The following is a 10437-nucleotide window of genomic DNA, read 5'->3' on the forward strand; positions in this document are numbered from 1 at the left end:
GGTGCGGGGTCTGCTTCGAACAGCCCCGTGCAACTGTTCAGGTTGATGGTTCACCGGTGGGAAGGGACCGGGCCATGCCACGGCCTGTCCGAAAGGACGACCAGGATCCACTCGGTCTCCTTCCCACTTCAACCATACACCGAAACCAACACACAGGATTCCAGGGTCTTCGCGACGCCGCTTCGCGGCTGCTCCGCCCAGGAATGACGAGTTCGGGTGGCTTCGGCCGATCCCCGGCGTTTGCACTAGTTTCGCGGAAAGGAACGGTGAAAATCGTGCCCGTCGACAAACGGCAACCTTTTTGAAGCGGACATCTTTCCCACCTCGACCGATTTAGGCATTGGGCTTCAGCTCCGGCATCGCCAGTCCCGCTGCCTTGCAGGCGCCGCTGACCGAGGCGTCGTTTATCGCGACGAGCTCGAAGCTGTTTCCGGCATCGGGGTAGATCTTGCCGATGAAAGGTTCATTGCCGGCGGCAGAGCCCTTGTCGTCGACATAACCGCACACCACGATCTCATGGCGGCCGCTTATTGTGCGTTCTCCGGCAAGCAAAGGTCCAAACTTGGCGGCGACAGGGTTCTTCAAATGCTGGCGGACGCCGACCGTGATGATCTCCTCCATTGCCAGCGAGATCGGGACGGGATCGACGAGCGGGTTGCCGCTGGGGCCTGTGACCGGCTCGACCGGCCCCGGTGCCGCCGCCACGCATCCGCAGAGTGAAGCGACGGATAGAAGGAAGATTGTTTTCCGCATCCGTGCCCTTTCGCATGCATCCCGACGCCCCGGCAAGACGGTCAAGTCCGTCATCCGGCCTGCCTAATGCCCGGTCGGCTCCTGCAGGCAACCAGCGATGTACAGCGATTTTGCAAGCGTTTAGTCTGGCTTTGACGCCAAGCGAGGGGAGGGTGGCATGGACGATCAGGATCGCAAGGAAGAACGGGTCGAACCGGTTTTCCGCAACGGCACCATCACCATCGTCGGCATCCTGCTTGCGTTTTCGCTAGGCTTCATCACGCATTGGGCGGCCAACCCGATCCCATGGCAGACCTACCATCTGATTGCCGTCCTGCCGATCCTGGTCGGCATCGCGCTGCAGATACGGGCGCTTGCCATTCTGCTTGATATCAAATCCCTGCAGCGAAGCATTCATGACCGCGCCAGTCGGATATTCATCGCCGGCCTCATCTTGGCGGCCTGCGGCGTCGGGCTGGCGATCCTGCTCGATTTCTTCGAGGTAGCGGCCAAGAGCGCGTTGCCGGGCGCGTCCTAATACGCTTTCACGCCGCCGATCATCTTTGTCACCTCGACAGCCGCGTCGCGCACCAGCGGACCGATCTCGGCCAGCCGCTCGGGCGTGACCCGCACCGTCGGGCCGGACACCGAAACGCCGCCGATCGGCTCGCCATATTCGTCGAAGATGGCGGCGGCCACGCAGCGCATGCCGGGATGGCGTTCCTCGTCGTCGACCGACCAGCCGCGATGCTTGATCGTGGCGAGGTCATGGGCGAGCGCCGAGATATCGGACAGCGTCTTGTCGGTGTAGCGCTGCAGGCCGGCCTTGCGCAGGATGGCGGCGACCCGTTCCGGCTCGAGATGCGCCAGCACCGCCTTGCCGATGCCGGAAGCATGGAAAGGGCTGCGCGTGCCTGGGCGAAAGAAAGCGCGGATCGCCTGGTGCGTCTCGACCTGGTTGACGAAAACCACGCAATCGTCCTCGGCGACGCCGAGATTGGCCGTTTCGCCGGTCTTCTCCATCAGTTCCTGCATGACGATGCGGGCGCGGTCGACCAGCTTGCGCCGGCGCAGGAAAGCCGAGCCCATGCGGTAAGTCTCGACGCCAACCGACCACAACTGGTCGGTCGTGTCGAACTCGACCATGCCGTGATTTTCCAGCGTCGTCAGCATTCTGTAGGCGGTGGAGGCGGCGATGCCGCTTTGCGCCGCGATTTCGCTGAGCGACAGGCCGCTGGCCTCGGCGACGATCGCGAGGATCCGCAGCGCCCGGTCGAGCGATTGCACCGAGGCCGCTTCCGAGGGTCCGTTGAAGGCGCGTGGCCGGCCGCGCTGGCGTTTTTCCGTCGTTTCCATAAGCGGCATTCTCGCCGATTTGGTATCGGATGCAATGAAAAAGTTTTTCAGTGGTTGCCGCAGCAGATCTTCTGGAAAACGAAAAATGAAGTGAAATCAGTTGATAAGAGCCGTTTTCTCGAAATGAAAAAATATTCTGAAAAAATTGAAAAATCAAAGACGCGCAGTCATTATCAAGCCAACAAACCAAATGGAGGCTTGTCATGGCCAGGATGCGCGCTGTCGACGCTGCAGTTCTCGTTCTCGAAAAGGAAGGCATCACCAATGCCTTTGGCGTGCCGGGCGCGGCGATCAATCCGCTCTATTCGGCGCTGAAGGCGCGCGGCACCATCCGCCATGTGCTTGCCCGCCACGTCGAGGGCGCCTCGCATATGGCCGAAGGCTATACCCGCGCCAAGGCCGGCAATATCGGGCTCTGCATCGGCACGTCCGGTCCGGCCGGCACCGACATGATCACCGGCCTCTACTCGGCGTCCGCGGACTCCATCCCGATCCTCTGCATCACCGGCCAGGCGCCGCGCGCCCGCCTCAACAAGGAGGATTTCCAGGCCGTCGACATCGCTTCGATCTCGGCACCGGTCGCCAAATGGGCGGTCACCGTCATGGAACCTTACCTGGTGCCGATGGCGCTGCAGAAGGCGTTCCACCTGATGCGCTCCTCGCGGCCGGGCCCGGTTCTGGTCGACCTGCCGATCGATGTTCAGCTCGCCGAGATCGAATTCGACATCGACGCTTATGAGCCGCTCGCTCCGTTCAAGCCGGCAATGACGCGCGCCCAGGCCGAGAAGGCGCTTTCGATGCTCAACGAAGCGGAAAGGCCGCTGATCGTCGCCGGCGGCGGCATTATCAATGCCGATGCGTCCGATCTCCTGATCGAGTTCGCCGAAGTCACAGGCGTGCCGGTCATCCCGACGCTGATGGGCTGGGGCGCGATCCCCGACGACCACCGGCTGATGGCCGGCATGTGCGGCCTGCAGACATCGCATCGCTACGGCAATGCGACGATGTTGGCGGCCGACTTCGTCTTTGGCATCGGCAACCGCTGGGCCAACCGCCACACCGGCTCGGTCGACGTGTACACCAAGGGCAAGAAGTTCATCCATGTCGACATCGAGCCCACCCAGATCGGTCGCGTCTTCGCGCCGGATCTCGGCCTCGTCTCGGATGCTGCTGCGGCGCTGAAGATCCTGCTCGACGTCGCAACCGAATGGCGCACCGCCGGCAAGCTGCGCGACTGGTCGGGCTGGGCCAAGGAATGCCAGCAGCGCAAGAAGACGATGAAGCGCAAGACGCATTTCGAGCAGGTGCCGCTGAAGCCGCAGCGCGTTTATGAGGAGATGAACAAGGCGTTCGCCCGCGACACCACCTATGTCACCACGATCGGTCTGTCGCAGATCGCCGGCGCGCAGTTCCTGCATGTCTACAAGCCGCGCAACTGGATCAATTGCGGCCAGGCCGGACCGCTCGGCTGGACGCTGCCGGCGGCGCTCGGCGTGCGGGCCGCCGATCCAGACCGCGATATCGTCGCGCTTTCCGGCGACTATGATTTCCAGTTCATGATCGAGGAACTGGCCGTCGGCGCGCAGCACAAGCTGCCCTACATCCACGTCGTCGTGAACAACGCCTATCTCGGCCTGATCCGCCAGGCGCAGCGCGGCTTCTCGATGGACTACGAGGTGAGCCTCGCCTTCGAGAACGTGAACCGCGCAGGCGATCCGGATGCGGGCTACGGCGTCGACCATGTCGCGGTCGCCGAGGCGATGGGCTGCAAGGCGGTCCGCGTGAAGAAGCCCGAGGAGTTCGCCGGCGCCTTCAAGGAGGCGCGACGGCTGATGAAGGAACACCAGGTTCCGGTGGTGTTGGAATTCATCCTCGAGCGCGTCACCAACATTTCCATGGGCACGGAAATCGACAAGATCACCGAGTTTGAGGAACTTGCCGAGAGCCACGAGGATGCCCCCACGGCCATCGTGATGCTCGACTAAGGGTCTGCGGAGAGAAGGAGAAAAAGAATGCCGCGTTTTTCAGCCAATCTATCAATGCTCTTCGGCGAGCATGATTTCCTCGACCGTTTCGACGCCGCCGCCCGCGCCGGCTTCAAGGGCGTCGAATATATCGGCCCCTATGATCACGCGCCGGACGTCGTCGCGGCGCGTTTGAAGAAGAACGGTTTGACCCAGGTTCTCTTCAACCTGCCGGTGGGCGACTGGGGCAAGGGCGAGCGCGGCATCGCCGTGCTGCCCGACCGCGTGCCGGAATTCCGCCAGGGCGTCGCCAAGGCGATCAGCTACGCCCATGCGCTGGGCTGCGAGCAGGTCAACTGCCTTGCCGGCATCGCGCCGCAGGGCGCCGACCGCACGGTGCTGGAAAATGTCTTTGCCGAAAACCTGGCCTTCGCGGCCGAGAAGCTGGAACAGGCCGGCATCAGGCTGCTGATCGAGCCGATCAACACCCGCGACATCCCAGGCTTCTTCCTGAACTATTCCGACCAGGCCCTGGCGCTGATCGACCGCATCGGCTCGAAGAACCTGTTCCTGCAATACGACATCTATCACATGCAGATCATGGAGGGGGATCTCGCCCGTACCATCGAGGCGAACCTCGGCCGCATCGCGCATATCCAGCTTGCGGATAATCCCGGCCGTCACGAGCCGGGGACGGGCGAGATCAATTATCCCTTCCTCTACGACCATATTGACCGCATCGGCTATTCCGGCTGGATCGGTGCCGAATACAAGCCGAAAGCCGGCACGGAGGCCGGGCTCGGCTGGTTCAGCGAATTCGCCGGGCAGGGGAGCGCGGCGGCCTGAGAGCTTCCTTCCCCCCGTCTCTATACGGGGAGAAGGTGCCGGCAGGCGGATGAGGGGCAGCGCCGGCCTTCGATTTGAACAAGGACGTTCAGGGAGCAAAACAATGGAAACCATCGGCTTCATCGGCCTCGGCATCATGGGCGCGCCGATGGCGAGGCACCTCCTCGACGCCGGCTACAAGGTCGTCGCCAGCGACCATCGCTCCAAGCCACCGGCCGATCTTGCCGCCAAGGGGCTGAAGACCGTCACCGGCCACAATGCGGTTGCCGAGGCCGCCGACATCATCATCACCATGGTGCCGGACACGCCGCAGGTGGCCGACGTGCTGTTCGGCGAGAACGGCGTCGCCTCGGGTCTGTCCAAGGGCAAGCTCGTCGTCGACATGAGCTCGATCTCGCCGATCGCCACCAAGGAGTTCGCGAAAAAGATCAACGATCTCGGCTGCGACTATCTCGACGCTCCGGTGTCCGGCGGCGAGGTCGGCGCCAAGGCGGCATCGCTGACGATCATGGTCGGCGGCGACGAAAAGCCCTTCGAGCGCGCCCGGCCGGTGTTCGAGAAGATGGGCAAGAACATCACGCTGGTCGGCCCCAACGGCGTCGGCCAGACCACCAAGGTCGCGAACCAGATCGTCGTGGCCCTCACCATCGAAGCCGTCGGCGAAGCCCTGGTTTTCGCCTCGAAGGCGGGCGCCGACCCCGCAAAAGTCAGGCAGGCGCTGATGGGCGGGCTTGCGGCTTCGCGCATCCTCGAAGTGCATGGCGAGCGCATGATCAAGCGCACCTTCGCACCGGGCTTCCGCATCGAACTGCACCAGAAGGATCTTAACCTCGCGCTGGAAGGCGCGAAGGCGCTCGGCGTCTCGCTGCCCAACACCTCGACCACGCAGCAGCTCTTCAATTCCTGCGCCGCCAATGGCGGTGCCAAGGAGGATCACTCGGCGCTGGTCAGGGCGCTGGAGCGCATGGCGGGACACGAAGTGGGTGAATAGTCAATGGTGAATGGTGAATAGTCGGGGGCGCCGTCCCATTCACCATTCACCATTCACTTTCTCCAAAAATCTCCTCGCCGCATAAAGGCTCACCGCCGCCGCATTGGACACGTTGAGCGAGTGGATGGCGCCGGGCATGTCGAGGCGGGCGAGCGCGGCCACCGTCTCGCGGGTTTTCTGCCGCAGGCCCTTGCCTTCCGCGCCCAGCACCAGTGCGATCTTTTCGCCGTCGAAGGTCTTTTCCAGCTCGGCCGGCCCTTCGGAATCGAGCCCGATCGTTTGGAAGCCGGCATCGTGCAACTGTCCCAGCGCATCGGCGAGGTTCTTCACCTCGATCTGGTCGATATGCTCCAGCGCGCCGGATGCGGATTTGGCCAGAACGCCAGATTCCTGCGGGCTGTGACGCGCCGTGGTGATCAGCGCGCCGGCGCCGAAGGCGACCGCGGAGCGCAGGATCGCGCCGACATTGTGCGGGTCCGTCACCTGGTCGAGCACCAGCACCAGCCTCGTATCCCCAAGCGCGTCGAGACGCTTGGGCTTGAGCGGCTCCGCTTCGATCAGCACGCCCTGGTGCACCGCATCCGACCCGGTGATCCGGTCGATGTCCTTCGGCTCGACCAGTTCGGCCTTGAAGGGCAGGGCGGCAAGATCGCCGATCCAAAGCCGCTCGGCGGCGTTGCGCGTCACCAGCATCTTTTTGATCTTGCGGCGCGGATTGTCGAGCGCGGCCCGCACCGTGTGCAACCCGTAAAGCCGCACTAGTCCGTCGCCGGGCGCTTCGCCAGGCGGAACCGGCTGGCGCGGCCGGAACACCGGTGCGCCGCCCGCCTTCTGGTCGCGATGCGCGCGCCGCAGCTTGGCGTAGTGGGTGTCCTTGCGCGTGCCCGGCTTGTTGCTTTTTTCGTCGCTCATGCGGGCTTCTATAGCCGCCTCGTCCGGCTAAGGATATGGGCCGCGACGATTGATGTGAAACATCCTCGAAAAACCCTGGCCGCGCCGGTTGACACCCACCGGCCTTGCCGCCATAAGGCGCTTCGCTGATTTCGGAGAAGATCTAACTCGGGCTCCGCATCAGCGCGAATGCCTCGTTGCATGGCTCCGGCGGCAGACTGGAGAGGTGCCCGAGTGGTTAAAGGGGACGGACTGTAAATCCGTTGGCTTAGCCTACGTTGGTTCGAATCCAACCCTCTCCACCACTGCCGGCCCGGAAGCCCTGAAACGAAAAGTCTCGGACCGAAAAGTGCATGGCGCTTTTCGGATGAATCCGGTACCTCAGTGCAAGGCGCGGGTATAGCTCAGTGGTAGAGCAGCAGCCTTCCAAGCTGAATATGCGGGTTCGATTCCCGCTACCCGCTCCAGATTGTTTCTCTGCTGTCTGTGAAGGAAAAGCCGCGCACCATGGCCCACGGCGCGTTCTCATCCGTTTAGCCCTTAGCTGTTGAAGGCCGAAGCGACCTGATGGTTCTGCGGGATCTGGCCGTTCGGCGTCAGCTTGTCGACGATGCCGGGCACCGCCGTGGAGAGTTGCTGCAGCAGCTCCTGCTCGTTCATGCCTGTGCGCTGGGCGATCTCGCGGATCACCGCCGGACCGAGCGCCGAGCCGAGATCGCCCGGGTTGATCGGCTGGTTCTGGCCCGTCCCGACCCAGGAGTCGGCGACGTTGCCGTGTCCGGCGTCCCTGAGCTTGCCGAGCAGGCCGCCGAGACCGCCGAGCAGGCCGCCATCGGCCGAAGCGCCGGTGTCGGCAGGCGTCGGCGCCGGCGCTTGCGGCGCGGCCGGTTCTTCGCTTCTGCCGCTCAGCATCTTGCCGACCAAAAGCGCGCCGAGCGCGATCATCAGGGGTTTGGTGATATTGCCGCCGGGAACGGCATTGTCGAAAAGGCCCATCGTGGATCTCCTTGTCCAGCCAAGTCCGCCGGCGCCAGAATGGCGCAAACGGGCGGAATTTCAAGCTGTCTTGAGCTTTTGACAATCATATGACCATGATGGCGGGGCGGGGAATTTGGAGGGAATTATGGGCATCATCAGCTGGATCATTCTGGGCATCATCGCCGGGTTCATCGGCAGCAAGATCGTCAACAAGACCGGCCAGGGCATGGTCATGGATATCGTGCTCGGCATCGTCGGCGCCATCGTCGGCGGCGTGATCTTCAGCGCCTTCGGCGCGCAGGGCGTCACCGGCCTCAACATCTGGAGCCTGATCGTGGCCGTGGTGGGCTCGGTCGTCGTGCTCTGGGCCTATCACCAGATCAGTGGCAAGCGCACGCTGTAGATCTATAGGCGAGAAAGTCCGCGGCCCGGCAGGCCGCGTGGCGATGATTGGGTTTCGCGCCGGTCGCCGCGCGTGATCGCGCGGCGCATTGGCGCTGGGTCGGCGCGAGGCACACCTGCAATGGCGGTCCAGATTCAAGGACTTCCCGTCACCTATTATCCTGTCCCGAAAAGCGGCACCAGCAGCGTCAAATACGCGCTGATGGCGCTCAGCGGTGGGCAGGCGCCTCTCGCTGATCCGGACAATGAAGTCCACGGTCGTCTCTTCACCAGCTGGGTCGATCCGTTTGTGCCGGTCTATGACGGGCTGGGCGGTAAGTTCACCATCGTCCGCGATCCGCTGGAGCGGCTTCTCTCCGCCTATTCCAGCAGGATACTGGACGTAAACGTTCTGGCGCGGGCGTCGGCAAAGGCCGAAATGCTCAAGGCTTTCGGCCTGCCGACCGATCCGGACCTCGACACCTTCATCCTCAACGTCGAAAAATACAGCGCGTCCTCGTGGGAAATCCAGTTCCACGTCGCCTCGCCGCGCCATTTTGTCGGCTCCAGCCTTTTCCTGTTCGATCACGTCTTCAGGTTTGAAGAGATGGACAAGGTCGAGGCATTCCTGTCGTCGGTCAGCGGCAGGAAAATCTCCATGCCGAGGCTGCAGGCAGCCAGGACAAGGGTCAGCCCGTCGGACCTTTCGCCGGCTGCGATGGTGAAAGCGATGCGCTTTTGCCGATACGACTATGCGTTCCTCGTCGACTATTACGATCCGGCAAGATGGGGAGGGATTCCCAAGGGCGCTCCCGAGGATCCGTCCTCGCTCCACGTCGCGTGCGATTTCACCGTGCCTCGCGACGGCCGCCTCATATACCCGCGCACGCTGCGCAACCTCAGGGATTTCCTGGCCAGGCGCCCGCTGGCAATGCGCGTGGGTCGCTAAAGCAATTCCAGGAAAAGTGTGAGCGGTTAGGCTCAGCGCCTTCGCATAGCCCTCCGTCCGGAATTGCGTAAAAACAAGCACTATCCCAATCGCGGATCGCGTGGCTTCAGGCGACGATCGCCATGCGCCGGCGCCTTTCGTCGAGCGAGACGATCGCCAGGCCGCTGGCGATGACCAGCAGGATGCCGCAGACGGCGAGCGCGTTGGGAAACTGCCCGAACACCAGCAGCCCCGAAATGACTGCCCAGACGGTGAAGCAGTAATAGAAGGGCGCCACCGCGCTTGTCGGCCCGACGCGGTAGGCCATGAAGATGAAGAAATGGCCGAAGATCAGGAACAGGCCGGCACCCGCGATCAGCAGCAGATGGCGTCCTTCGGGCATCACCCATTGCTCGGAGACGAGATGCGCCGCGCCTGAGCCGACCAGCACCACCAGGACGGCGGAGATGGCGACGATCATGCCGGGCACCTCGGCACCCACTTTGCGGCCGGCTATATCGCGCACCGCCGCGAAGGCCGCATTGCCGAGCGCCAGCAGCGCATAGACCGAAATGCCCTGCATGGTCGGCTGCGCCACCATGAGCGCCCCGACAAAGCCAAGGCCGATCAGCGCCACGCGCGTGGCGCCGATCTTTTCGCCGAACAGCATCGAGGAGCCGACCAGCACGATGAGCGGCGTGATCTGGCCCAGCGCGGTGGAATCCGCGATCTGCATGTTGGCCAGGGCGACGACATAGCAGAGGATCGCCAAGAGCTCGAACAGGTTGCGGCGCAGCACCTTGCGCTCGAAAAGCAGCGGGATCTGCCGGGCGTAACCAAGCATCAGGAGCAGCGGCACGCCCCACAGCGTCGCGGCGGTACCTCGCAGCAGGAGCACCTCATAGGGCGGCAGACCGGCGGTCGCGAGCTTCATCATCGTGTCGTTGACGAGGTAGGACCCCGTCGAGACGATCATGAACAGCGGACCGCGGATATTGGATGGAATGAACTGCATGCGGCGGACAAGATCAGAGCCGTGCCGCAACGGCAATGGGCCAGCCCAGCGCCTTTGATTTTTCGCGTGGCAGCCCTATATCCGCGCTATATCCCCTGAAATCGACCATTGGTTCGGGTCGAGCGGGAATCCGCTCAGCCACAAGGCACTTGTGTTTTTCGGCCGTTGTCGCTAATCGCCCCGAATTCGACTGAACTGAAGGTCAAGGCCGTCCAAGGAAAGAGACTATGGCAAAAGGTAAATTCGAGCGCACCAAGCCGCATGTGAACATTGGCACGATCGGCCACGTCGATCATGGCAAGACGTCGCTGACGGCGGCGATCACGAAGTATTTTGGCGAATACAAGCGCTATGA

12 protein-coding genes and 2 tRNA genes are annotated in these 10437 nt (G+C 63.0%); 9 read left to right on the forward strand and 5 right to left on the reverse strand.

Features of this window, described 5'->3' with window-relative positions; all coding sequences use genetic code 11:
• Positions 1 to 333 precede the first annotated feature (333 nt).
• The gene (locus EN852_RS32535; protein ID WP_246694473.1) at positions 334 to 705 is read right to left on the reverse strand and encodes a hypothetical protein; all 372 of its coding nucleotides are present in this window, start codon (positions 703 to 705) and stop codon (positions 334 to 336) included.
• 205 nt (positions 706 to 910) lie between these two features.
• Between EN852_RS32535 and EN852_RS32540 the strand changes: the two genes are divergently transcribed.
• Complete coding sequence (locus EN852_RS32540; RefSeq protein WP_127879971.1) at positions 911 to 1270, forward strand: hypothetical protein; 360 nt, start codon at positions 911 to 913, stop codon at positions 1268 to 1270.
• Here EN852_RS32540 and bhcR read toward each other — a convergent pair.
• A complete protein-coding gene (bhcR, locus tag EN852_RS32545; RefSeq protein WP_127879972.1) occupies positions 1267 to 2088 on the reverse strand; it encodes an HTH-type transcriptional regulator BhcR in 822 nt (273 codons plus the stop codon). The genes EN852_RS32540 and bhcR overlap by 4 nt on opposite strands.
• Before the next feature lie 203 nt (positions 2089 to 2291).
• Here bhcR and gcl point away from each other — a divergent pair, with 203 nt between their 5' ends.
• The 3 genes from gcl (at position 2292) to EN852_RS32560 (ending at position 5889) form a co-directional block, all read left to right on the forward strand.
• A complete protein-coding gene (gene gcl / locus EN852_RS32550; protein WP_127879973.1) occupies positions 2292 to 4073 on the forward strand; it encodes a glyoxylate carboligase in 1782 nt (593 codons plus the stop codon).
• 27 nt (positions 4074 to 4100) lie between these two features.
• Positions 4101 to 4898 (forward strand): 2-oxo-tetronate isomerase, encoded by a 798-nt coding sequence (gene otnI, locus EN852_RS32555; RefSeq protein ID WP_127879974.1) that lies wholly within the window; start codon positions 4101 to 4103, stop codon positions 4896 to 4898.
• Positions 4899 to 5001: 103 nt separating this feature from the next.
• Positions 5002 to 5889 carry a 2-hydroxy-3-oxopropionate reductase gene (locus EN852_RS32560; protein WP_127879975.1) on the forward strand — a complete coding sequence of 296 codons (888 nt, stop codon included), beginning with the start codon at positions 5002 to 5004 and terminating at the stop codon, positions 5887 to 5889.
• Between the two features lie 39 nt (positions 5890 to 5928).
• On the opposite strand, the gene EN852_RS32565 is transcribed toward EN852_RS32560, so the two are convergent.
• Positions 5929 to 6801 carry an RNA methyltransferase gene (locus tag EN852_RS32565; RefSeq protein ID WP_127879976.1) on the reverse strand — a complete coding sequence of 291 codons (873 nt, stop codon included), beginning with the start codon at positions 6799 to 6801 and terminating at the stop codon, positions 5929 to 5931.
• A 199-nt stretch (positions 6802 to 7000) separates the two neighbouring features.
• Between EN852_RS32565 and EN852_RS32570 the strand changes: the two genes are divergently transcribed.
• A tRNA-Tyr gene (locus EN852_RS32570) sits at positions 7001 to 7085 on the forward strand.
• Between the two features lie 88 nt (positions 7086 to 7173).
• Positions 7174 to 7247: transfer RNA gene (locus EN852_RS32575), tRNA-Gly, on the forward strand.
• A 73-nt stretch (positions 7248 to 7320) separates the two neighbouring features.
• Here the strand turns inward: EN852_RS32575 and EN852_RS32580 are convergent.
• Positions 7321 to 7776, reverse strand: coding sequence for a YidB family protein (locus EN852_RS32580; RefSeq protein WP_127879977.1), 456 nt, complete (start codon positions 7774 to 7776; stop codon positions 7321 to 7323).
• 127 nt (positions 7777 to 7903) lie between these two features.
• On the opposite strand from EN852_RS32580, the gene EN852_RS32585 reads away from it, so the two are divergent.
• Entirely contained in the window at positions 7904 to 8161 is a 258-nt protein-coding gene (locus EN852_RS32585; RefSeq protein WP_127867940.1) for a GlsB/YeaQ/YmgE family stress response membrane protein, read from the forward strand.
• Between the two features lie 120 nt (positions 8162 to 8281).
• Complete coding sequence (locus EN852_RS32590) at positions 8282 to 9088, forward strand: sulfotransferase family 2 domain-containing protein (RefSeq protein ID WP_127879978.1); 807 nt, start codon at positions 8282 to 8284, stop codon at positions 9086 to 9088.
• A 106-nt stretch (positions 9089 to 9194) separates the two neighbouring features.
• Here EN852_RS32590 and EN852_RS32595 read toward each other — a convergent pair whose 3' ends face one another.
• Positions 9195 to 10082, reverse strand: coding sequence for a DMT family transporter (locus tag EN852_RS32595; RefSeq protein WP_127879979.1), 888 nt, complete (start codon positions 10080 to 10082; stop codon positions 9195 to 9197).
• 227 nt (positions 10083 to 10309) lie between these two features.
• On the opposite strand from EN852_RS32595, the gene EN852_RS32600 reads away from it, so the two are divergent.
• Positions 10310 to 10437: GTP-binding protein (locus tag EN852_RS32600; RefSeq protein WP_244571411.1), on the forward strand; the 128-nt coding region annotated here is incomplete at its 3' end.

This window comes from Mesorhizobium sp. M2E.F.Ca.ET.209.01.1.1 (assembly GCF_004010375.2).
GTDB lineage: Bacteria > Pseudomonadota > Alphaproteobacteria > Rhizobiales > Rhizobiaceae > Mesorhizobium.

Excerpts from the sequence above, each read along its gene's own strand:
- EN852_RS32540 (WP_127879971.1), top strand. The coding sequence starts at position 911 with ATGGACGATCAGGATCGCAAGGAAGAACGGGTCGAACCGGTTTTCCGC.
- bhcR (WP_127879972.1), bottom strand. The coding sequence starts at position 2,088 with ATGGAAACGACGGAAAAACGCCAGCGCGGCCGGCCACGCGCCTTCAAC.
- gcl (WP_127879973.1), top strand. The coding sequence starts at position 2,292 with ATGGCCAGGATGCGCGCTGTCGACGCTGCAGTTCTCGTTCTCGAAAAG.
- otnI (WP_127879974.1), top strand. The coding sequence starts at position 4,101 with ATGCCGCGTTTTTCAGCCAATCTATCAATGCTCTTCGGCGAGCATGAT.
- EN852_RS32560 (WP_127879975.1), top strand. The coding sequence starts at position 5,002 with ATGGAAACCATCGGCTTCATCGGCCTCGGCATCATGGGCGCGCCGATG.
- EN852_RS32565 (WP_127879976.1), bottom strand. The coding sequence starts at position 6,801 with ATGAGCGACGAAAAAAGCAACAAGCCGGGCACGCGCAAGGACACCCAC.
- EN852_RS32580 (WP_127879977.1), bottom strand. The coding sequence starts at position 7,776 with ATGGGCCTTTTCGACAATGCCGTTCCCGGCGGCAATATCACCAAACCC.
- EN852_RS32585 (WP_127867940.1), top strand. The coding sequence starts at position 7,904 with ATGGGCATCATCAGCTGGATCATTCTGGGCATCATCGCCGGGTTCATC.
- EN852_RS32590 (WP_127879978.1), top strand. The coding sequence starts at position 8,282 with ATGGCGGTCCAGATTCAAGGACTTCCCGTCACCTATTATCCTGTCCCG.
- EN852_RS32595 (WP_127879979.1), bottom strand. The coding sequence starts at position 10,082 with ATGCAGTTCATTCCATCCAATATCCGCGGTCCGCTGTTCATGATCGTC.